The organism is Haloglomus salinum (assembly GCF_024298825.1).
GTDB classification, from domain to species: domain Archaea; phylum Halobacteriota; class Halobacteria; order Halobacteriales; family Haloarculaceae; genus Haloglomus; species Haloglomus salinum.
In genome coordinates this window covers 2,793,408-2,814,713 of sequence record NZ_CP101153.1, presented here as the reverse complement: position 1 = coordinate 2,814,713, position 21,306 = coordinate 2,793,408, and the positions used below count along the sequence as shown (strand labels likewise).

Below are 21,306 nucleotides of genomic sequence, written 5' to 3'. Positions count from 1 at the left end.
CTCGGGGCAACCGTTTTTCACCCACCGCTCTAGCGTGGGGTATGGACTTCGAGCTGTCCGACGAGCAACAGCAGATCCGCGAGGAGGTCCGGCGCTTCGGCGAGAACGAGATCAGGCCGGTCGCACAGGAGTACGACCGGGCGGAGACGTTCCCGCACGAGGTCGTCGAGAAGGGCGCCGAGATGGGGCTCACCGGCGCGCAGATCCCCATGGAGTACGGTGGGGCGGGCTACGACGCACTCGACGTGGCCATCATCATCGAGGAACTGTACGCGGCCGACCCCGGCGTCGGCGGCTCCGTCCTCGGCACCGCGTTCGGAAGCGAGGCCATCATCGGCTTCGGGACCGAGGAGCAGAAGGAGGAGTACCTCCCGCCGCTCGCTGCCGGTGACGCTATCATGGGCTCGGCCATCTCCGAACCCGATACGGGATCGGACGTCTCCAGCGTGAGCACGCGCGCGAAGAAGGACGGCGACGAGTGGGTCGTCAACGGCAACAAGATGTGGATCACGAACGGTTCCGTCGCCGACTTCTTCGTCGTCCTCTGCAGGACGGACCCGGATGCGGAGGGCCGCTACAACGGCTTCAGTCAGATCATCGTCGAGGCCGACCGCGATGGCTTCGAGGCCGACAAGATCACGGGCAAGATGGGGATTCGCGCGTCCGACACGGCGGAACTCATCTTCGACGATGTCCGTGTCCCCGAGGAGAACCTCGTCGGGACGCGCGGTGCGGGCTTCCTGCAGCAGATGCAGTTCTTCGACGAGACCCGCACCCAGGTCGCGGCACAGGGTGTCGGCATCGCGAAGGGCGCCGCCGAGCGTGCGCTCGACTACGCGGGCGAGCGCGAGCAGTTCGGCCAGCCCATCGGCGAGTTCCAGGCCATCCAGCACAAACTCGCCGACATGCACACCCGGCTGGAGGCCGCCCGGATGTTGACCTACAAATCGGCGTGGTCCGTCGACAACCTCGACGAGCAGCTGACGACGCTGGCCTCCATGGCCAAAGAGTACGCGAGCCGTGTAGCGGTGGACGTCGCCAACGAGTGCGTGCAGATCCACGGCGGCGCCGGCTACGTCGACGACTTCGACGCCGAGCGGTTCTACCGCGACGCCAAGATCACCCAGATCTACGAGGGCACCACCGAAATCCAGAAGAACATCATCGCCCGCGAACTGCAGAAGTAGCGCCGACCGTCGGCGCTACCGGTCCGCGAGCGAGAACAGCTGGTAGAGTGTCATCAGCATGAGTGGCAACAGCAGTACCGACAGCGCACTCACCACCAGCACCGTCCCGACGGTGTCCAGCGTGAATCCGCCGACACTGACCGTGAGGCCACCCGGTGGGAGCGCCGGAACGGCGAGCGCGACACCGACGCCAGCCCCCAGGAGCAGTGCGACGGCGACACCGGCCGGGTCGTCTGCGGTCTCCATAGCGACCCTCTCGCACGGGCGGTCTTTACTCCGACGGCCACTCGCCCGGCTTACGCGAGGAGCGTCGCCGAGACCAGCACTGCGACCGCGGGCCCGACACCCAGCGCGGCGACGGTGCCGAGCAGCACGTACGCCGCCGTCTCGCGGTGTTCGGCGAGCCGCCCGAGTCCGACGACCAGCAGCGCGACGGCACACAGTTTCAGGAACAGGAACGGCCAGGCGACGCCGAACCCATCGACGAGGGGGGCCCCCAGTCCGACGGCTACACGAGCGAGCGGGCCGCTGGCGGGCATCCCCAGCGCGTCGACCGCCACGACGACGGCGACGGCGTGGAACGCCTGAGCGTACACCGCGAGCAGGGCGAGCGAGCGCGCCGCCGCCAGCGCGGGGGCGGCGCTCAGACCGAGGATGAGCACGACCGCCGCCGCGGCGATAGCGGCCACCACCGGAGCCAGCGCGAGCGGTACGAGTGTGGCGACGGTGGCACGCCCCGCAAGCAACATCACGGCCAGCACCGGAAGCCCGACGCCGGCCCCGCTCGCGGCCAGATACCCGGCCGGGTCCATACGGGCACGGACATGGCCGGCCTGGACGAGCGGAATCCAGAGCACCGTCGCCAGCACGACCGTCACGGGCACGACCAGCGGCGACCCCAGTGCCGGGGCGAGCGGGCCGTCGTAGACACCGGTGGTCGCCAGCGGATGGAGGAGCCCCCCGACCACCATCCACGGGGTTCCGGCGAGAACAACCCGGCGCGTGACCGGGGGTCCGACCCAGGCGACGACACCGACGGCGAGCAGCCCCGCGACCGAGACCAGAACCGCCGTCACGAGGGCAGGTGCGGATGGCCCGGCCATATCGTCGTCCCAGCGGGCCGCGGCAAAACGCTTGCGCGTTCACCACACGGCGACACCCGTTCCGTCGGCAGGCAATCGCCGGACGCGAATGGATTCGGAGACAGACCCTTACGAGTCCAGTCCCTACGACACACCATGCGGAAACAGGAACTCGTCTACCTGCACGGCCTGCTCCGGGAGGTCCGTGACTACTACGAGCGCGAGGCAGGGGAGCCGGTCCCTACGCCCGAATACGACGCATGCGACGTCTCCTCGAGCGCCATCCACCGCTCGAAGAGAGCACAGGAGGAGGCCGTCACGACCCTCCTCGCGGAGTTGACCGAGGCGATGGAGCACCGTCAGAAGATGCACGCTGACGCGGACTGACGACCGATTCCGGACCTAACTGCCGCCGGATGCGGCCGGACCCCGAGCTCCGTGGTAGTCCTTCGCAGGATTCGGCCGTTCCGGCGCCCGAATAGCACCAGAAAATGCCATTTTGCATTTTCTACCCCAATCCGTCGTTAATTAGTACAGATATCTGAAATTACCGTCAAAATTATACACTGAGTCGACCGATATAGGGTTGATGGAGCCGAATCGACGTGATGTCGCTATCCTGGAGTATCTGGCGGACGTGAGCCTGGCGCTTCCGCCGAAGGTACTGTACTACAATATGAAATCTGACAGAGAGATAACGTTCTCCGAGCGGACGCTGAAGCGCCGGCTGAAGCTCCTGATGGAGGCCGGGCTCGTCGACCGGGTCGACGGAACGGACGGCTACTACCGTATCTCGCCGACCGGGCGGGAGTACGTCGACGAGGCGCGAACGGCTCGCTGACCGTCCGTCTGGTCCAGTTGCGCGTGGCCCCCTCCCCCCCCTCTGCGACCGATTCCACAGGTATCACCTCGAACTGAACGCCGCCCGGTCGGCTGCAGGCCAGTGAGTCGTTCTGAAGGCCACGACGGCAGGCTCGCAGTCGCCGGGGCGGCACCGCGGCGTAGACCGCGTCTTCCGGCCGGAGAGAACGGAAGGAGCCACGGGTGGGATTTGAACCCACGAACTCTCGATTACAAGTCGAGTGCTTGGACCACCCAAGCTCCCGTGGCGCGCGTGATGGTTCGCTCGGGTGACTGGAAACCTTATCGGTCCCCGACGGGCTTCCGTAGTTCCGTCCGGTGGTCGGCGTAGCCGTGCCGCCGGTAGAATCGACGCGCGGCCTCGTTCCCGGCCAGCACCTCCAGCGACACCACGGCTACACCCAGGGATTCCAGATGCGCCTCGGCGGCCGCCAGCAGCGCCGTCCCGATACCGCGCCCGCGCTCGGACGGACGGACGTAGAGGTTCCGAACCGCGCCGCGTTCGTCCGCTTCGACGAACTCACCCGAGGTGGGACTCGCCGTGACGAAGCCGAGAACGTCGCCCTCACCATCATCGGCGTCGGCCGAGCGCTCGTGCTCGACGCGGCGCGCGACGAACAGCCCACCTGTGACGGCGTGGCGGAGAGCGGCCTCGCGGGCCGCACTGCGGTTGCGGTCCGCGTACAGTCGGGAGCCGTACTCCTTCTGGTCCCGGGCCAGTGCGACCCAGCAGTCCGCGACCGCCTCGGCATCGTCCGTCTCGCCACGCTCGACGACGACATCCGGCGGCGCGGCGTCCCGGTCGGTCACGCCGCGTCCGGGGGCGACTCCGTCTGCCAGTCCTCACGGAGCACCTCGACGGCCGGGAGCGACTCCCCGGTCAGCATCCGGAGCGCCGCGCCACCGCCCGTGGAGATGTGGTCGAACCCCTCGACGCCCAGCTGGCGTAGCGCCGCGGCCGTGTCGCCGCCGCCGACGATACTGAACTCCGAGCGCGTGGCCGCCCCGAACAGCTCCTTCGTCCCGGTCGCGAACAGCTCCTCCTCGAAGACGCCCGCGGGGCCGTTGAGGATGGCCGTCCCGGCGTCCTCGAGGAGTTCGGCGTAGGCGGCGACCGTCTTCGCCCCGATGTCCATGGCGGCGTTCTCCGAGGGTAGCTCGTCGAGGTCGAGTTCGACCCGCTCGCCACCGCGCTCGACGGCCACGTCCCGGGGGAGGTGGATGCGGCTGCCGAAGTCGTCCAGCAGGTCGCCGGCGCGCTTGACGGCCTCGGCCGAGCGCTCGTTGACGACGTGCGCGCTGGCGGCCCCGAGCTGGACGCCGTCGGCCAGCAGGAAGGCGTTCCCGACGATGCCGGAGACGAGTACGTGGTCCGCGAGGCCGCGTTCGAGGACCGAGCGGGCCACGTCGAGCGAGTCGACGATCTTCGCCCCACCGAGCGCGTAGATGCGTGGCTCCGGGGTGGACTCGATACTGCCCAGTACGTCCAGTTCCTGCTCCATGACGCGGCCGGCGTAGCCGGGAACGTGGACGGGGAAGCCGACGAGCGAGGGCTGTGAGCGGTGCGCCGCGGCGAACGCGTCGTTGACGTACGCGTCGAGCGCGGGCGCCAGCTTGCGGACGAGGAACGTGTCCGCGGCGACCTCGGGGTCGAACTCCATGTACTCCTCGGAGTAGAAGCGCGTGTTCTCGAGGACGACACACTCCCCGTCGTCCAGGGCGTCGACGCGGTCGCGGGCGGCGGCGGTGAACGTGGCGTCACAGTAGTCGACCGGCGCGTCCAGCAGTTCGTCCAGGCGGGCGGCGTGCGAGGACAGGTCGGCGAACTCGTCGCCGCCGGGGCGTCCCTGGTGGGCCAGCACCGCGACCCGGGCGTCGCGGTCCAGCAGCTCGGAGAGCGTATCCAGATGGGCACGGACCCGCGAGTCGTCCGCCAGGTCACCCCCCTCGAGGGGGCTGTTGATGTCGACCCGAACCCCGAGGGTGGTCCCAGTGGCGTCGAGGTCCGCCAGCGTCCGTAGCATGTTCGCTCGTCGCCGGGGACGGGGCAAAGGTATTGCGTTCCCCCGTTGGGCGGGGCCTGAACCCATATTCCAGCGCCTTACCATGGTCGAGCGATACTTCTTTTACTGACGCCCCGTCATCAACACCGTGAATTGTAGACATGGGTGTAGCTGAGTCACAGGCCGACGACGGTCTCCGGAGTTATCTGCGCCGTCCGACGGTACTACTCCTCGCCGTCGCCTGCCTCTACCTGCTTGTCGACCTGCTGGCGAAGCTCGGCGGCGTCAGAATCGCTCCCGGTGGTATCCACCTCATCGGTGGGGAGATTCCGGTCGCGAACGTGGTCGGGTTCCTGATGGACGGGCTCATCCTCGGGCTCATCATCGCGCTCGCAGGTGTCGGGCTATCGATGACGTACAGTATCCTCGGGTTCGCGAACTTCGCCCACGGTGACTACCTCACCGCCGGGGCGTTCTCCGGCTGGGCCGCCGCGTACGTCGTGGCGCTGTTCACCCTCGACGGGCTCGACGTGACGTTCGGAGAGGTCATCCTGCTGAACGCCCCGTCCCTGGTGTCGGCCTGGACCTCACCGTTCGCGGTTCTGGTCGGCTTCATCGTCGCGGCGGTGGTGAGCGTCGTGCTGGTGCTTGGGCTCGACCGGGCCGTGTACCGACCGATGCGTGACAAGGGCAGCATCTCGCTGCTCATCGCCTCGATCGGCGTCGCGCTGGCGCTCCGGTACCTCATCGTGTTCGTCTGGTCGCCCAGTACCCGCGGGGTCACATCCACGAATCCGGAATCGCTGCCCTCCATGGACCTCTTCGGTATCTACACGCTGAACCTCCACGAGGGCATTATGATCGTCGTGGCGGTCGGTCTGATGCTCGGGGTCCATCTCCTGCTGCAGTACACGAAACTCGGGAAGGCAATGCGGGCGATGTCGGACAACAAGGCGCTCGCACAGGTCACCGGTATCCCGACCGAGCGGGTCGTGCGCGCCACGTGGGTCATCGGCGGCGGGCTCGCCGGTGTCGCCGGCTTCCTCATCATCCTCGAACGCGGTGTCCTCTCCTTCAACTTCGGCTGGCGGCTCCTGCTGTTCATCTTCTCGGGCGTCATCCTCGGCGGTATCGGCTCCGTCTACGGCGCCATCGGCGGCGGAATCATCATCGGTGTCGCCTCCCGAATCGCGCTCGTGTGGCTCCCCTCCGGGTTCCCGCGGGTCGCGGCGTTCGGTGTCATGATTCTCGTCCTGCTCTACCGTCCGGCGGGACTCTTCGGAGGGGTGACAACCGCATGAGCATCCGCGGCCGCGCCCGGTCGGCCCTCCCCGACGCCCTCACCGAGGACGACACCGTCCTCATCGCCGTGCTGCTGCTGTGCATCGGCGCGCTCTACTTCCTCATCGGCGGGCTGCAGGCGTTCCTCGCCGATGCTACAATCGTCAACGCCGCGTTCCAGACGTTCCAGTCCATCCTCTTCCTGTCGGGCGTGTACGCCATCCTCGCGCTCGCCCTGAACCTCCACTGGGGGTACACCGGCCTGTTCAACATCGGCGTCGCCGGGTTCATGGCGATCGGCGTCTACACCATGTCCATCCTGGCCGGGTCGCCGGATGGGCTCCCACCGGGGCTGGGGCTGCCGGTGCCGGTCGCCGTCCTCGGCGGCGTCCTCGCGGCGGCCATCGTCGGCGGCATCGCCGCGCTCCCGGCACTCCAGCTCGACGCGGACTACTTCGCCATCGTCACCGTCGGTTTCTCGGAGATCATCCGGCTCACCCTGCTGGCGGACACCTTCTCCGGGACCGTCACCGACCCGACTTCGAGCCAGTACAACGTCGTGAACCTGTTCGGCCTGGAGTTCGGCACCGGCGGCGGTCGCGGCATCAGCACGCCGATCGGGAACCCGCTCGAGTTCCTGTTCGACGGACCCCTCCAGCCGGTCGGTGACGTGCTCGTCTCCGTCGGCGACGCGGTCGGCATCATCCCCCAGGTCGTCGAGGCCACGACCTACACCGCGTTCATCGTACTGCTGGTGCTGCCGGCCTACTACCTCCTCGTCCAGCGCGTCGGCTACTCCCCGTTCGGCCGCGTGCTGAAGGCCATCCGAGAGGACGAACTCGTCGCCCAGTCGCTCGGGAAGGACACCCGGCTGTTCAAGATCAAGGTGTTCATGCTCGGCAGCGCGATGATGGGGCTGGCCGGCATCCTCTGGTACGGCACGTTCGGCTACGTCAACCCGAACACGTTCCGGCCGCTCATCACGTTCTACGTGTTCACCGCCCTCATCGTCGGTGGGTCCGGGTCGAATACCGGGAGCGTCGTCGGCGGCGCGGTGTTCGCCGCGCTGCTGCTACAGGGACCGCGCCGGCTCGCCGGCCTCATCAACGCCGGTGCCCAGTACACCACCGGCGGTGGGCTACCGGAGCCGGCCAATTTCTGGGTCGCACTCACCTCCCTCGACCCGCTGACGTGGCTCGGCTACCTCGTCGTCCAGACGCCGAACCTGAAGTTCGTCTTCCTCGGCGTCGTCCTCGTCTACCTGATGCAGAACCGGTCGGAAGGACTGCTCGGCCACCGCAAGGAGACCGCCTCCAGTGTCGACCTCTCGGAGCGGCCAGGGTCGACCGACGGACCGGGCAAGCCCGGCGGCCAGGCGGCCGCCACCGGGGGTGAGTCGGATGAGTGAACAGGGCGGGAGCGGCGGCGGGGCGGCCCCGGTCGACACGAACGTCCCCGACGATGTCGACCTCGATGATGTCGACCCCGAGACCGCCGATTCGTCGATCGAGGAGTCGGCCAAGACCGTCCCGCGGGGGCTGCCGCTTCGGGTGCAGAACCTCCGGAAGACCTTCGGTGGCATCACCGCCGTCGACGGCGCGAGCTTCGAGGTGGAGGAGGGGTCGTTGACCGGGCTCATCGGGCCCAACGGCGCCGGCAAGTCCACGACGTTCAACTGCATCACCGGTGTCCACGAACCCGACGGCGGCACCATCCTGTTCAAGGGCGAGGAGATCACCGGGCAGCGTCCCCACGAGATCGCCCAGAAGGGACTGGTGCGGACGTTCCAGATCGCTCGCGAGCTCGAGGAGATGACCGTCCTGGAGAACCTGATGCTGGCGCCGCAGGGCCAGCAGGGCGAGAAGCTGACCAACGCCATCACGCCCGGGCTACGCGATCAGGTCAAGCGGGACGAGGCGGCCATCCGGGAGGACGTCTGGGAGATGCTCGAGTTCTTCGAGATCGACCACCTCGCGGAGGAGTACGCCGGCAACCTGTCGGGTGGGCAGCGCAAGCTACTGGAGATGGCCCGCGCGTTGATGACCGACCCGGAGATGCTGCTGCTCGACGAACCATTCGCCGGCGTCAATCCGACGCTGGAGGAGAAGCTGCTCGAGCGTATCCACGAGCTCACCGACCGGGGGTACACGTTCCTGCTGGTCGAACACGACATGGACCTCATCATGCAGAACTGCGAACACATCATCGTCATGCACCAGGGTGACCTGCTGGCCGAAGGAACCGCCGAGGACATCCGGAACAACGAGCAGGTGGTCGAGGCCTACCTGGGTGAGGACGTATGAGCGCGGAGACGGAGAACCGTCACCCGGTGGAACTGAACGACGGGCTCCTCGAGGTGCGCGACCTCGACGCCGGCTACGGCGACCTCAAGATCCTCGAGGACGTCGACCTCGATGTCGCCGACGGGGAGTACGTCACCATCGTCGGCCCGAACGGCGCCGGCAAGTCGACGCTGATGAAGAGCGTCTTCGGGCTCACCGACTACATGGGCGGGACGATCCAGTTCGATGGCAACGATATCGCCGGCATGCGCCCCGACGATATCATCCACGAGGGGCTGGGCTACGTTCCCCAGAACGAGAACATCTTCGGGACGCTCTCCGTGCGCGAGAACCTGGAGATGGGAGCGTACATCCTGGATGAGGTGCCCGAGGAGCGGATCGAGGCGGTGTACGGCTACTTCCCCATCCTCGAGGAGCGGTCCAGCCAGCAGGTCGGCTCCATGTCCGGCGGCCAGCAGCAGATGGTCGCGATGGGTCGGGCACTGATGCTCGACCCGGACCTGCTGTTGCTCGACGAGCCATCCGCGGGACTGGCGCCCGACCTCGTCGAGGAGATGTTCGACCGCATCGACCGCATCAACGACGACGGGACGGCGGTGCTGATGGTCGAGCAGAACGCCAAGGAGGCACTCCGGCGCTGTGACCGCGGCTACGTCCTCGTCCAGGGGAAGAACCGCTACATGGACGCGGGCGACGCCCTCCTGGCGGACGAGCAGGTCCGGCAGGACTTCCTCGGCGGTTGACAGCCGAGAGGCGGCGAATCGCCCGAGTCGTCGGCACCGACGGTGCGGCGACGATCCGACCGCTGGCGCGGCTTCCGTTGTGACTGGCCACCCAGCGTCGAAGAGAAATCGAGGGGTCCGTGGTCGTTACTGGCCGAAGGCGACGGTATCGGTCTGCGTGAAGTCGCGGTCCTCGACCTTGTAGACGCCGTAGGAGACAGCGACCATGTCGCCGTCGTCGTTGAAGTTACACGCCGAGGAGGCGCCCTGGTAGTTGATCTCGTCGCCGGCCGCGGCGGCCGCGAACGCGTCGGCGAGGTTGCTGGCGTCGAACTCCTCGCCGTCCGGGTTGGCAGCCTTCCGGATGTTGTCGCGCACCGCGGTGCCCGTGTTCTCGCCGCCGTAGACGTTCGCGAGCAGGCAGACGGCCGTCGCGTCGTACGCCTGGGCGTTGAACACACCCGGCTCACGGCCGTACTCGTCCTGATAGGCCTGGTCGAACGCGTCTCGCCCCGGCCCGGACGCCTGCGGTGCCGTCCCGGTGACGTTGCCCATGTCGCTGTCGACGTTGTCCGGTAGTTCGTTGTCGATGAGACCGTCGGTGACGATGATGTCCTCCCCGGAGTCGAAGCTGTTGTAGTAGTCACGGAACAGCTGAACACCCGAGGCCGGGTAGCCGATGACCACGAGCGTGTCCGGATCGCCGTTGAGCGCCTGCTCCAGCTGGGAGCTGTACGAGGACTGCTCCTTCTGGAAGGCGACCTGCTGGCGGACCTCGCCGTCGAACGCTCCGGCGAACGACTGGGAGAGGGCCTGCCCGTAGGAGTTGTTCACGTACATCGTGGCGGCCGTGGAGTTCCCGAGCTGCTCGGTGGCCACCTGTGCGATGACCTGCCCCTGCAGGGCGTCCGAGGGCGCAGTCCGGAAGATGTAGTCGTCGTCCTCCAGATCCGTCACCGCCGGCGACGTCGAGGACGGCGAGCAGCCGACCGTCTCGTTGGGGATGAGCGCCTCCCGGGTGACCTGGAGGTTCACGCCCGACGAGGCCGGGCCGGTGACGGCAGGATAGCCGTTGTTGATGAGGGTGTTCGCCCCCTGGATTCCGGCCTGAGCGTTGGTTTCCGTGTCCTCCACCTGCAGGTCGATGGTGAAGTCGATGTCGTCCCCGATCTGGGCCTTCGGGAGGATAGCCCCGTCACGGATGGGCTGCCCGAGCGAACCCAGGTCCCCCGTGAGCGGGAGGAGGATACCCTGTTTGAGCGTCCGACCGCCGCTACCGCCGTCACCGCCGTCACCGCCGTCGCCACCGCCGCCATCGCCACCATCACCGGTACAGCCAGCGAGTCCCGCGGCGATACCGATGCCCGCGGTCCCCTTCAGCACATCACGCCGTCGATAGTTCCGTGTCATGTCAACTGTTGACTTGTTTCCGATATATATAAAACTGGTTAAGAGTGCAAACCAGATTTCACCCTCCGGCTGGCCGCCGAGAACTCGGAGAGCGGCGTGGTCAGCGACGGGAAGCGAACTCCACGTCGGTCCCGTCGTGACGGCAGGTCTCGAGGGCGTGTTTCGCCCCCATCCCGGCGTCCTGTGCCGTCCGGGCCCGGCCGACGCCGACCTGCAGGTCGACGCCGACCTCACCGGCGACGTGGTCGATGGCGTCCCGGTAGGCAGCCCGGTCCAGCTCCGGACAGACGGCGATGACGTTGTCCCCGCCGACGAAGAAGGACAGCGAGTCGTGGGCCCGGCGCATGTGCCGCATCAGCTCCGCGTAGCCCTGCTCGATGTGGATGAACGAGTCGAAGGCGTTCAGCCGGTCGGTGTACTTCCCGGTGGCGTCGATGACGTCGAAGTGGGCGATCTGGACGTCGCCGTCGGTGCGGTCCCCCTCGTCGAGGAACCCGCCGCCGAGAATCTGGGTTCGGTCCTCGTCCTGTGCGCTGCCGGCGGCCTGCAGGCGGTCCGTGGCGTCGCCCAGCGCGGCCGCGGGCGAGGGGTCGGTCGCGACACCCAGCGAGACGGTGACCGGGTAGCGGTTGGCCACCGACTCCTGGACGAGGGCGTGGGCCTCGCGGTCCAGCCCGTTCGTCACCGCGATCATGTTGTCGAAGCGGGTGAAGAAGACGTACCCCTCGCGGTTCCCGATGAGCTGTGAGAGGTCGGCGTACAGTCTCGACTGGAGCGTCTGAAGGTCGACCTCGCGACGCGGCTCCGGCGTGACCGTCCAGGGTCCGTAGTTGTCGATCTGGACGAGGGTGACCTGCGTGTTCGTCACTGTCGGTGACTCGGGGAGTTCGTAGTAAATGCGTTATCGTTCACACTTCCGAGATTCGAGGGGGCGCGGTCGCTGGGGTCCGGGGGAGCAGCGTCACACCGGAGCCCTCCGGACGACGGGCGTCAGTTGATCTCCTCTGGCGTGATCTCCCACATCCCGTTCTCGCGCATCGCCTGGCCGACGGCCTTGTGGAACGGTACGAACCCGTCGAACTCCTCCTGCTCGACGTGCTCCATGATATCGGCGACGCTGACGACGCGCTCGTGGTTCAGTCGAACCGGGTGGTCGCCGTACTCCTCGACGAACTCGCCCCGGCTGAGTGGGAAGTCCTCGTCCTCGTCGAGCTTCTTCGCGAGGATGGCCTGTCCGTACTTGCGCATCCCCTCGCTCCCCTCCTCGCCGTCGGGGTCGTGCGGCCAGTCGCTCATACCTACGAGTCCGACTGGCCCGCGCATAGTCGTTATGCTCTGCGTGCGAGCGTGGCCACTGCCGGCTCGTCCCGCCGGTTCGCCACGGGAACGGGACAGAACGCCGGAGCCGCGGGGGGAACGACCCCCCAGCCATCACGGGTGACTGGTAAAGGCCCGACCGGTGTTGTACCGGGTGTTCAAATACCTCCGCAACCGCCCCAGAAGCCGAATACGTGCAGTAGAAGCTCTCTACCAAACCTTTGGACGCAGTTGTCAATTTCTTCTTTAACCCGTAGCATCCAGATTGGGGTACACCGGGAGCAACCGGGGCACGTCAAACAATGCAGTACCTCAAACTCACGCTGTCACCCACGCACCGCGCGATTCACCCTGTCGACCGGTTCATCGAAGGGCATCGAAGCGTCACGCGGGAGGAACTCCTCCACGTCGACGCACGGGCCGACGGCACTACCGTCCTGCTGTACCGCCTCGTCGGCGACCAGGAGTCGTTCGAGACGGCGCTCTCCCAGCGCGCCAGCGTCCGGGACTACGACGTCGTCGACGTCGAGGAGGAGGGCTTCCACGCGTTCGTCCAGGCCAAGTCCGCCGAGGAGGGTGGTGCCCTGCTCGACATCGCCCACGAGAACGCCCTCATCATCGACACGCCGCTGGAGTTCACCGAGGACGGCCTGAAGGCCACGCTCGTCGGGACTCACGGCAACCTGCGCGAGGCACTGGGACTGCTGCCCGAGGCACTCGATTTCACCGTCGAGAACGCCGGGCCGTACGTCCCCGGCGGCGAGGACCTGCTGTCACCGCTCACGGACCGGCAGCTGGAGGTTTTCGAGACCGCCGTCGAGGAGGGCTACTACGATGTCCCGCGTCGTGCGACGCACAAGGACATCGCCGACAACCTCGGCTGTGCCCCCTCGACCGTCGACGAGCACCTCCGGAAGGCCGAGTCGCGCGTCGTCTCCGGCCTGGTCCAGTAGCCACCCCAACTCCCGGTTAGCCGCCGGCGGCACGCACGTGGGTGTGTGTCGCCGGCACGGCGGCCGCACTGGTGGGACACTGGTGGTGGGCGGCCGTCGACGGAGCGGAGACCGAAACGGGATGCCCGGGCCGCCTTGGTGGGAGGCCCGGACACGTGACCACAAGCGAGGTGGGTTCCCTGGTGGGGGGTGCGCCCTTCGCCGAACACGTACCGAAGTCGGACTGGTTTTGAAACGTGCAACCGCATCCACAGCCATGAGTCCGGACCGGCAGGGTGTGGAGCGGTCAGAGCGGCGGCGGCGGAGCGTTCGTCAGTTGCTGTTCGTCATCGCCGGCTCGCACACCGGGGCGTTCCTCGGGTCGGTCATCCCGAGTTCCCGGCTCGGCATCCCTGGAGACGTCTTCTCGGTCCTCCTCATCGTGGTCCTGTTCACGCTCCCGTTCGTGGTCGATTCGAACTGGGAGCGGATCGACGGCTGGTATCAGGACCGGTTGGAGTGATCGCCGGAGAAGGGAATCGTCGGGTCGAGTGACTCCGCGTCGCCGTTCTCGACCAGTAGCTCGGCGTTGTCCGCCGGAAGGACCGCCACGTCGTCCGCCGAGAGGTCGTACGCCCGGCCGTCGACGCCGAATATCTCGCCCACGTCGCCCGTGATACGGACCAGCGTCTCGCTCGCCCCTGACTCGTCTGTGGCGTTCGACGGAGCCGCCGACGCCGCCGGCCCGCCGCCCGCGTCGGGGGGAGACCGGGTACCGGTGTGTCCAGCAGCCTCGGGCGGACGGTCGTCCGTCGCGGCGGCCGTGTCCGTTCCGGAGGTCGGGTCCGGTGTGTCGGCGGGGGCCGTCCCGTCGACGGCCTCCGTGCCGGTCGACGCCCCTGTCTCCGACCTCCGGTCCGGGTCCGCTCCCGGTGGTCCGTCAGCGGGTGGAACGGCCTGATGGCCCCCTTCGTCGGCCGTGTCGGACCCGACCGCGGCGGAGGCGTCTGCCGTCGACGTGTGGTCGGCCGGAGCTTCGGAGTCGGTCGCCGTCCCCGGTGGCCCGTCGGTCGGGATGCCACCGTTGGCGTCGTCGGGCAGCCCCGGAACGCTCCCTGCGGCGGGGCCGTCGTCCGTACTGCTGCCCATCGCCGACGCCGCGTCCATCGCATCGTCACCGGGGCTGGCGTCTCCGGACGGGTCAGGTGTCCGGGCATCCCCCTGGGGCGGCGTCCCTGCTGTCGATGTCTCCTGGGCCGAGTCCGGGGCCACCGCCTCCGGCGCGGCCGCCTCACCGGACTCCGGGGCCGGCGGCTCGCCGTCGGGGCGCGCAGCCTCGTCGGCGGTCGAGACGGGGCCATCCGCCGCCGGCCCCGAGCCGATGTGGACCGGCCCATCCTCGTCCGGAGCCGCCTGCTCGTGGCCAGCATCGGCTGGTGTCGCGGTGTCCTCGGTCCTGGATTGGCTGCCGGCCCCGCCGCCCGCGCCGGGGCTCCCGTCGCCACCGGCCGTGCCCGCGAGCGCGTCGAGAACGCGCGCGCGGTTCGCCTCGATATCGCCGACCAGCGTCTCGAAGAGGTCGGCTTCCTCGGTCGTCAGCCCCTCGGCGTCGACCGCCATCCCCGCCGCGTCGAACGAGGCCATCTTCACGACCTTGCCGACGCGGCGCTCGTACAGCGACTCGACGACCTCCTCGGCGGTCTGTATCTCGTTCGTCAGGCGCTGGACCTCGGGGTCGTCGTAGGGATACGAGTACTCCGAGTTCGCGGTCGCGCGCTCGCGCTCCGTACGCAGGCCGCGGATGAAGCTGGCCGCCTCCTCGTAGAAGCCATCACGCAAGTGCTGGAGCTGGGACGCCTGTCGTTCCCGGCTCTGTGCGCTTCGGAGTTCGTCCAGATCCATCAGTTCGAGTGTCTCATTCGGGTGCCTTCTCGGCGCGCCCCCTCGCCATGAGGAAGACGCCCCGTGCCTCTGTCACTTGACGCTCTCCCTCCTCTACCCTAAACTCTTCGCCCAGCAGTTCGACCGGCCCCGGTTCGGTCACCTCGACCCGGATGTCGTTCTCGCGGAAGGTGTCCGGCACAGCGTCGTCCAGCGGGTCGAAGTCGGCGAGTTCGGCCCGGGCGAGCGGTTGCACCTCCAGCCCGCTCCCGCCGTGGAGACTCCCCGGTAGCCGGATGAGCCGGTTGATGTCGGTCGTCACGGGCTCGTCGATGGGCGCGCCCGCGCTCGCGAGTTCGTCCTCCAGGAGCGTCCGCGCCACGCTGAAGAACGCGGGGTGGACGTCGACGTTCCCGGCGGCGATGGCGTCGCGGTTGTTCCGCATCGCCCGGAGCGCGCCCTGGGCCTTCTTCTCCCCGACGTTCTCGAACTCGCGAAGCCGTTCGACCGCGGCCGCGTCGTCGAGCGCGGCCACCTCGTCGACGAACGCGAGGAGTTCGTCGTGGAGCCGCCCGCTCCACCCACCCTCGGGCGGGAGCGACCGCTTCTCCGCTGGTGATGTCCGGCCGGCTTCGCCGCCGACCGCCTCGGTCCGAATCAGGTCCTCGAACTCGATTTCGGCGCCGCGAACGTACGTGGCAATCTCGCCGCGGGCGCCCCGGTCGAGCGCCTGCACGTCCTCGCGCCGCACGTGGACGTGATACCCCCGGCCGCCCGAGAAGACGACGTACGTGTCCGTGAACCCGAAGTCGTCTTCCAGTATCTCGAGCAGGCGCAACAGGGCCTCCTTGCAGGTCGCCAGCATCTCGGCGTAGGTCGCCTGCTCCGGGTCGACGCCGGGCAGGTGGTCGGCGTCGAGGTCGAACACGAGGTCCGAGCCGCGCCACCCCTTCTGCCCCATCGAGTTCGCGCCGGGGTCGTCGTAGCTCCCGGCCGAGTAGTAGACGTGCTGGGGCCGCACGGAGTCGTCGGCCAGCGCGTCCGCGAGGTCGTCGGCACCCCCGACGAGGTCGATCCACGCGCGGTGGCGCACCATCCGCGTCCCGCCCTCGGAGAAGGGGATGTACCCCCACTCGCGCTCGTTGGCACGCGGCGGGGGTTCTATCGATACGCGGCGGTAATGGTCGCCGAACCGCCCCCGGAGGTAGTCGCGCGTTCGTTCGTTCATCGTGTCGTCGGCTCTGGATTTCGCGTTGTCGTATTGCGTTGCTGGGGCCGCCGGCCGCGGCCCCGCCGCATCCTGACTGACGGATGTGGGTGCCCGGTAAATGAGTGTTCCTTCGTGGGCGTGGCGGCAGTAAGAGTGGTGTGGTGAGACATCCCAACTTTGTGGTAATGTTCCACGTTATACACCTTTCCCGAGATCTCGAGCCCAGATTTCCAGTTTGGACTGTAATCTCACCGCTACGAAGCATACAGCCTACGAAGCCCTCGCGCGCTCAGGTCGCGCGGCTCGCTGCGCGCCTCGGTCGCTCACTGCGTTCGCTCCCTCCGGTGCTTGCGTCGCCGTGCTTCCCTGAGCGCGCTCGCCCTTCGAGTCCACCAGGAACGTAGATAGCGGCACGAAGCGATGGCCCTGCCCTTCCCCAGGTCACGCGGGCCTCGCGCGTCCGCGCTCGGCCACGCGCTCCCGGCCCGTGGATTGTGGCGGGTCGCACCTCCCCGTCAGTCGAACCGGCGCGCGCTGGTGGCCGGCGCCCGCCCCCGCGAGCGGCTTCATGCCGCGAGCACCAACGGCGGGTGCCGGCCGTCTCTAAGCGCGCGAGGGCCGAAGCGCGCAGCGCCAGCGAGCACTGCAGGCGGCTGGGGAGGTACGAGGCTCACGGCTACCGCCTGACCCACGTGCGGGCCTGGCGGACTTCCGAAGCTGAGCCGAGCGCAGCGAGGCGAAGGCCGATAGACGAAGTCTATCGGAAGGCGAACCCGCTCGACCCATCCCGGACCCGGCAAGCACCGCAGGCCGGAGCGTAGCGGAGGCCGAAGAGCGCAGCCGTCGCCGAAGGCGACGCGAGGGAGCGAAGCGACCGAGCGGGTCCCGGATGGTCGAGCGGGAGAGGGCTTCGGGAGCAGTTCCGTCGTGGTCGCACACACCGTGCGAGCGGGAGAGGGCTTCGGGAGCAGTTCCGTCGTCGCCCACCTCGTGTCACGCCATTTAAGCCGCATCGAACCGGGAACCGTGACATGCAACGAGTCGACGTGGCCGTCGTCGGCGGTGGGCCGGCCGGCAGTTCCGCTGGACGGGCCGCGGCCGCCGAGGGCGCCGACGCCCTCGTCATCGAGAAGGGCGTGCCGCGCGCGGACCGTGAGGGGCTGGGTCCGGACTCGACGGACGCCGCCGGCATCCTCGACTACTGGGTCGACATCATGGACCTCGACGTGCCCATCCCGGAGCACGTCAAGCTCCGCGAGCTATCGGGCGCAGACTTCATCGGGCCGAACGCCTCGGTCGAGATGGACGAAACGGGCATCGACAGCTCCTACCCCAACTTCGGGTTCACCTTCCAGCGCGCCCGGATGGACGACTGGCTCCGCAAGCGCGCCGAGGACGCCGGCGCCGAGTACCGCGTCGGCACGGGGGTCCGCGAGGTCGAGAGCGACCTCAGGGGCAGCCCGACCCACCAGCTGACGCTGAAGGACGGCACCGAGATCGAGGCCGAGTACCTGATTCTCGCCGACGGCCCCCAGCGCACCATCACCGGGCAGGTCCTCGAACCGCTCCTGCCCGACGGCCAGTACGACGGCCTCGCCTCGACGACGGCCAACCACATCGCCTACCAGGAGTACCGGGAGTTCCCCGAGGAGCTGCTGGAGACGGACCGTCTGAAGTTCTGGTGGGGCCACATGCCCGGCCACACCGCCTACCCGTGGGTGTTCCCCAACGACGGACAGGTCGCCCGCGTCGGGCTGACGATGCCCATCGGCCTCGACCTCGACACCGTCGAGAACCGCGAGGACTACGCCCTCCTCCGGCCCGAGGACGAGCGCGTCCCCGCGGGCAAGGAGTACATCAGCCGCCTGCTGGAGCACGCCTACCCCTCGTACGATGCCGAGGACTTCCCGCTGCTGGAGGACCGCGGGAAGGCGAAGGGGACCGAGACGTACCCCATCTCCTCGACCCGGCCCATCGAGTCGCCGACGGCGGCCAACGTGGCTGTCGTGGGTGGGGCGATGGGTGCCACGAGCGCGTTCCACGAGGGCGGCGACCACGTCGCCATCCGCTCGGGGAAAGAAGCCGGTCGCCTCGCCGGACTGGGGGCGCTCCGCGCGTACAACTACGAGTGGAAGCGCGCCATCGGCGAGGAGGTCCGGCGCAACGTCGTGCTGGCGGACATGGTCCGGGACTACGGCCCGTCGGACTGGGACCGCGTCTTCGGCCTCGCGAGCGCGATGCAACCGGACGAGGGCGGCCGGACGGACTGGCTCGATGCCATCCGCGCCGGGCCGGGGGCGCTCAAGCTGTTCGCGCAGTACCAGTGGGGCAAGTTCCAGGTCCGCGATGGGGGCTACTGCCAGGTCCGCGAGGGCGACTACTCGGTCTGAGGGTCAGTCGTCCGCGGCTACCTCGGCGCCCGCCTCGTCGTCGCTGGTCGCGAGGAACCGGTCGCGCAGTTCGGCGTCGGGGACCATGCACTCCTCCTTCTTCCCCCAGACGCGATAGCGGATGCGCGCGATGCCGTCGTAGCCGGCGTCCCGGAGGAGCCGCGGCACGTATCGGAGATGCCACCCCAGTCCGTAGGGGAACTCCATGTACCGCGCGATGTGAACCGCGCCGTCGGACTTCGTGTGGACGCCCTCGGGCCCGATGTAGACCAGCGAGTCGAAGTAGTCGGAGTCCAGCCCGTGTTCGGCGAGCAGGTCGGCCGCCACCTCGGACTGGAGCGGCGCGAACCGGAGCCGCCCGTCGTCGTGCCGGTGGATGAACCGGACCGACGACGAGCAGAAGTTGCAGACGCCGTCGAACAGCACCACCGGCGTCTCCGTCACGTCGACCGAGGGCCCCGAGTCGCTCATGCCCGACGATAGGCGCCGGCGCCACCTGACGCTTCCGGAGGCGCCCACGCGCGCCCCGAAACACGGATACCGCGTCGTCGGCTACGTCCGGTGCGTGCCTCAGTCCCCGCCCGAGACCCCAGCAGGGTCGCGATGACGCGCGGAGAACCCGGGCACGCGACAGGAACCGCCGTCCGCCAGAAAGGGACGGCAACGGTACAGCCGAGCCCCACCAACTCCGGGCTCGGCACCAGGTCGCGCGCTAGCGTGACCCGCCTCGGCGGTTCACACCGCCTCGGCAATTGGGGGCGCAGAGCGCCCCCCGCCCGGCACGAGGGTTTCCCGGTCGACGCGGCACGCCGCCACGGGATGAGACCGGACGTTAGTGTTCCGGGCGACACACTTCAGAGACCGAGAGAGCCGGCCGACGACCCAGCCAGTTCCCAGACCCTGGTAACGTCCACGGGCACTTTCGGACGCTACCGCGGTAGTCCCCGGTATGTACATGAAGCTCTCGAACTCGGGCGGCGACACCCTCGGTTTTCGCATCGAAGAGCGACTGACCGAGGACCAGCTCTCCGAGGTACTCACCGAAATCGAGAGAGTCATCGCCGAACACGGCTCCGCGAACCTCCTCGTCCACATGCCGAGCGTCCCCCACCCGGACCTCGACGCGCTCGACGAGGACCTCGGCTTCTGGCTCCAGCACCGCGACAACCTCGACCGCTACGCTGTCGTCGGCGACAGCACCCTGCTGGAGTGGGTCACGGAGTTCGGCGACCACGTCACGGCCGTCGACTGCCGCTACTTCGACGAGGCGGACCTCGACGACGCGTGGGCGTGGGCCCGGGGCGAGGAGTAGCGCGACACGACCACCACCAGCCAGAACACTGGACACCGAATCATGGGTCGACTCAGTTCACTACTGTCCCGAGAACGCCCGGACAAGCTTGGGCTCCTGGAGGTGGTCGCGATGGGCGTCGGTGGGATGGTCTCGGGCGGCATCTACGCGGTGCTCGGCGTGGCGATGCGACAGTCGGGCAACGCCGTCCCGCTCTCCTATCTCATCGCCGGTGCCATCACGCTGCTCACCGCCCATTCCTACCTGACGCTCACGCTCCACTTCGGCGAACACGGCGGCGCGTTCTCCTTCGTCGAGCACGCCGTCGACAACGTCACCGTCGCGGCGTACGTCGGCTGGATACTCATCGTCGGCTATGTCGGGGTCATGGCCATGTACGCGTTCGCGTTCGGCGCGTACACGCTGACCGCGGCGCGGGCCCTCGTCGGCGTCACGCTCCCGGGGGTCCTCCGCCCGGTCATCTCGGTCGGCATCGTCGCGGCCTTCGTGGGCCTGAACCTCCGGGGTGTCCGCGAGACGGGCGTGTTCGAGGACATCGCGGTCTACGTCAAGATCGTCGTCCTGCTCTCGCTGGCCGCGCTGGGCATCGTCTTCTTCGAGGGCGACCCGACCGCGGTCGAGTTCTTCGACAAGGGAACCATCAGTCCGATCACCGGGTTCGCCGTCATCTTCGTCTCCTTCGAGGGGTTCCAGCTGCTGGTCTACGACTACGAGGACATCGAGAACGTCGACCGCACACTCCCGCTCGGGATGTACATCGCCATCGCAATCGCCATCCTCATCTACGTCTCGGTGTCGTTCATGGCGACGCTGCATCTCACCCCCGAGCAGCTCATCGCCCACGAGGAGACGGCACTGGCCGCGGCGGTCTCGAACATCCCACTGCTGGGGGGCGCTGGATTCGTGCTCGTGGTGCTGTCGGCGATGAAGAGCACCTCCTCGGGCATCAACGCGACCCTGTTCGGGACGTCTCGGCTGGTCCACCTGGTCGCCAGCGAAGGGGCACTCCCCCGGCTGTTCTCGTTCCGGGACCGCGAGGGCATCCCGGTGTACGCGGTCCTGACGATGGGCGGGCTGACGGCGGTCTTCGCGGTCCTCGGGAGCCTCAAGCAGATCACCGAGTTCGGCTCCGTCGCCTTCCTCGTCTCGTTCGCGGTGACCAACTACACGAGTCTCACGCTCGCCGACGAGACCGGCGCATCGCGGGTGGTCCCCGGGCTCGGGCTGGCCGGCACCCTCGTCGCCATCCCGATGGTCGTCCACCACCTCTATCGGACCGACCCCGGCATCCTCGTCTCCATCGTCGCCATCTTCCTCGTGCTGTTCGTGCTCGAGGTCCTCTTCCTGGAACGAGAGGCCTACTCGCCGGACGGCCTCGAGCCGACCGATTGAGCCCGGCGGGCCACTCGTCGGTC

Annotated in this window: 22 protein-coding genes and 1 tRNA gene; 12 read left to right on the top strand and 11 right to left on the bottom strand. The window is 68.2% G+C overall.

All coding sequences use genetic code 11. The features are described 5' to 3' along the window. The first annotated feature begins 41 nt into the window (after positions 1 to 41). Entirely contained in the window at positions 42 to 1,187 is a 1,146-nt protein-coding gene (locus NL115_RS13490) for an acyl-CoA dehydrogenase family protein (protein ID WP_254829879.1), read from the top strand. A 15-nt stretch (positions 1,188 to 1,202) separates the two neighbouring features. Here NL115_RS13490 and NL115_RS13485 read toward each other — a convergent pair whose 3' ends face one another. Together NL115_RS13485 and NL115_RS13480 are read right to left on the bottom strand one after the other, a co-directional pair. Further along, positions 1,203 to 1,433, bottom strand: coding sequence for a hypothetical protein (locus tag NL115_RS13485; RefSeq protein WP_254829878.1), 231 nt, complete (start codon positions 1,431 to 1,433; stop codon positions 1,203 to 1,205). Between the two features lie 50 nt (positions 1,434 to 1,483). Next, complete coding sequence (locus NL115_RS13480; protein ID WP_254829877.1) at positions 1,484 to 2,290, bottom strand: DUF63 family protein; 807 nt, start codon at positions 2,288 to 2,290, stop codon at positions 1,484 to 1,486. A 135-nt stretch (positions 2,291 to 2,425) separates the two neighbouring features. On the opposite strand from NL115_RS13480, the gene NL115_RS13475 reads away from it, so the two are divergent. Continuing rightward, positions 2,426 to 2,656: a UPF0058 family protein gene (locus NL115_RS13475; protein WP_254829876.1), complete on the top strand. Its 231-nt coding sequence runs from the start codon at positions 2,426 to 2,428 to the stop codon at positions 2,654 to 2,656. A 202-nt stretch (positions 2,657 to 2,858) separates the two neighbouring features. Beyond that, the gene (locus tag NL115_RS13470) at positions 2,859 to 3,110 is read left to right on the top strand and encodes a hypothetical protein (RefSeq protein WP_254829875.1); all 252 of its coding nucleotides are present in this window, start codon (positions 2,859 to 2,861) and stop codon (positions 3,108 to 3,110) included. A gap of 195 nt (positions 3,111 to 3,305) precedes the next feature. On the opposite strand, the gene NL115_RS13465 is transcribed toward NL115_RS13470, so the two are convergent. The 3 genes from NL115_RS13465 to NL115_RS13455 all read right to left on the bottom strand — a co-directional run bounded on the left by NL115_RS13465 (position 3,306) and on the right by NL115_RS13455 (position 5,154). Then, positions 3,306 to 3,379 (bottom strand) — tRNA-Thr (locus tag NL115_RS13465). A 33-nt stretch (positions 3,380 to 3,412) separates the two neighbouring features. Then, positions 3,413 to 3,940 carry a GNAT family N-acetyltransferase gene (locus NL115_RS13460; RefSeq protein WP_254829874.1) on the bottom strand — a complete coding sequence of 176 codons (528 nt, stop codon included), beginning with the start codon at positions 3,938 to 3,940 and terminating at the stop codon, positions 3,413 to 3,415. Continuing rightward, positions 3,937 to 5,154 carry a phosphoglycerate kinase gene (locus NL115_RS13455; RefSeq protein WP_254829873.1) on the bottom strand — a complete coding sequence of 406 codons (1,218 nt, stop codon included), beginning with the start codon at positions 5,152 to 5,154 and terminating at the stop codon, positions 3,937 to 3,939. Before NL115_RS13455 ends, NL115_RS13460 begins: the two co-directional genes overlap by 4 nt. Before the next feature lie 140 nt (positions 5,155 to 5,294). Between NL115_RS13455 and NL115_RS13450 the strand changes: the two genes are divergently transcribed. Genes NL115_RS13450 through NL115_RS13435 form a run of 4 tightly spaced genes read left to right on the top strand, consistent with a single transcriptional unit; the run spans position 5,295 to position 9,460 of the window. Next, entirely contained in the window at positions 5,295 to 6,434 is a 1,140-nt protein-coding gene (locus NL115_RS13450) for a branched-chain amino acid ABC transporter permease (RefSeq protein ID WP_254829872.1), read from the top strand. Further along, positions 6,431 to 7,822 carry a branched-chain amino acid ABC transporter permease gene (locus NL115_RS13445; RefSeq protein ID WP_254829871.1) on the top strand — a complete coding sequence of 464 codons (1,392 nt, stop codon included), beginning with the start codon at positions 6,431 to 6,433 and terminating at the stop codon, positions 7,820 to 7,822. The genes NL115_RS13450 and NL115_RS13445 overlap by 4 nt, the downstream gene beginning before the upstream one ends. After that, positions 7,815 to 8,717, top strand: coding sequence for an ABC transporter ATP-binding protein (locus tag NL115_RS13440; protein ID WP_254829870.1), 903 nt, complete (start codon positions 7,815 to 7,817; stop codon positions 8,715 to 8,717). Before NL115_RS13445 ends, NL115_RS13440 begins: the two co-directional genes overlap by 8 nt. Beyond that, positions 8,714 to 9,460: an ABC transporter ATP-binding protein gene (locus tag NL115_RS13435; RefSeq protein WP_254829869.1), complete on the top strand. Its 747-nt coding sequence runs from the start codon at positions 8,714 to 8,716 to the stop codon at positions 9,458 to 9,460. Before NL115_RS13440 ends, NL115_RS13435 begins: the two co-directional genes overlap by 4 nt. 126 nt (positions 9,461 to 9,586) lie before the next feature. Here NL115_RS13435 and NL115_RS13430 read toward each other — a convergent pair whose 3' ends face one another. The 3 genes from NL115_RS13430 to NL115_RS13420 all read right to left on the bottom strand — a co-directional run bounded on the left by NL115_RS13430 (position 9,587) and on the right by NL115_RS13420 (position 12,145). Further along, a complete protein-coding gene (locus NL115_RS13430; protein ID WP_254829868.1) occupies positions 9,587 to 10,849 on the bottom strand; it encodes an ABC transporter substrate-binding protein in 1,263 nt (420 codons plus the stop codon). A 100-nt stretch (positions 10,850 to 10,949) separates the two neighbouring features. Then, on the bottom strand, positions 10,950 to 11,717 hold the full coding sequence (locus NL115_RS13425) for a GTP cyclohydrolase III (protein ID WP_254829867.1): 768 nt from the start codon (positions 11,715 to 11,717) through the stop codon (positions 10,950 to 10,952). A gap of 122 nt (positions 11,718 to 11,839) precedes the next feature. Continuing rightward, the gene (locus NL115_RS13420; RefSeq protein ID WP_254829866.1) at positions 11,840 to 12,145 is read right to left on the bottom strand and encodes a DUF5785 family protein; all 306 of its coding nucleotides are present in this window, start codon (positions 12,143 to 12,145) and stop codon (positions 11,840 to 11,842) included. 323 nt (positions 12,146 to 12,468) lie between these two features. Here NL115_RS13420 and NL115_RS13415 point away from each other — a divergent pair, with 323 nt between their 5' ends. Beyond that, entirely contained in the window at positions 12,469 to 13,119 is a 651-nt protein-coding gene (locus NL115_RS13415; protein WP_254829865.1) for a helix-turn-helix domain-containing protein, read from the top strand. A gap of 256 nt (positions 13,120 to 13,375) precedes the next feature. Next, the gene (locus NL115_RS13410) at positions 13,376 to 13,621 is read left to right on the top strand and encodes a hypothetical protein (protein WP_254829864.1); all 246 of its coding nucleotides are present in this window, start codon (positions 13,376 to 13,378) and stop codon (positions 13,619 to 13,621) included. Here the strand turns inward: NL115_RS13410 and NL115_RS13405 are convergent. Both NL115_RS13405 and priS read right to left on the bottom strand, forming a co-directional pair. After that, positions 13,603 to 15,000, bottom strand: a complete 1,398-nt coding sequence (locus NL115_RS13405; RefSeq protein WP_254829863.1) for a hypothetical protein — start codon at positions 14,998 to 15,000, stop codon at positions 13,603 to 13,605. The two genes, NL115_RS13410 and NL115_RS13405, sit on opposite strands and share 19 nt — an antisense overlap. Before the next feature lie 13 nt (positions 15,001 to 15,013). Next, positions 15,014 to 16,207 (bottom strand): DNA primase small subunit PriS, encoded by a 1,194-nt coding sequence (priS, locus tag NL115_RS13400; protein WP_254829862.1) that lies wholly within the window; start codon positions 16,205 to 16,207, stop codon positions 15,014 to 15,016. Between the two features lie 1,013 nt (positions 16,208 to 17,220). Here priS and NL115_RS13395 point away from each other — a divergent pair. Next, a complete protein-coding gene (locus NL115_RS13395; protein ID WP_254829861.1) occupies positions 17,221 to 18,579 on the top strand; it encodes an NAD(P)/FAD-dependent oxidoreductase in 1,359 nt (452 codons plus the stop codon). A 3-nt stretch (positions 18,580 to 18,582) separates the two neighbouring features. Here NL115_RS13395 and NL115_RS13390 read toward each other — a convergent pair whose 3' ends face one another. Continuing rightward, positions 18,583 to 19,050: a thiol-disulfide oxidoreductase DCC family protein gene (locus tag NL115_RS13390; protein ID WP_254829860.1), complete on the bottom strand. Its 468-nt coding sequence runs from the start codon at positions 19,048 to 19,050 to the stop codon at positions 18,583 to 18,585. Between the two features lie 478 nt (positions 19,051 to 19,528). Between NL115_RS13390 and NL115_RS13385 the strand changes: the two genes are divergently transcribed. Together NL115_RS13385 and NL115_RS13380 are read left to right on the top strand one after the other, a co-directional pair. Further along, positions 19,529 to 19,891, top strand: coding sequence for a SpoIIAA family protein (locus NL115_RS13385; protein ID WP_254829859.1), 363 nt, complete (start codon positions 19,529 to 19,531; stop codon positions 19,889 to 19,891). A gap of 42 nt (positions 19,892 to 19,933) precedes the next feature. Next, positions 19,934 to 21,283 carry an APC family permease gene (locus NL115_RS13380; protein WP_254829858.1) on the top strand — a complete coding sequence of 450 codons (1,350 nt, stop codon included), beginning with the start codon at positions 19,934 to 19,936 and terminating at the stop codon, positions 21,281 to 21,283. The last annotated feature ends 23 nt before the right edge of the window (positions 21,284 to 21,306 follow it).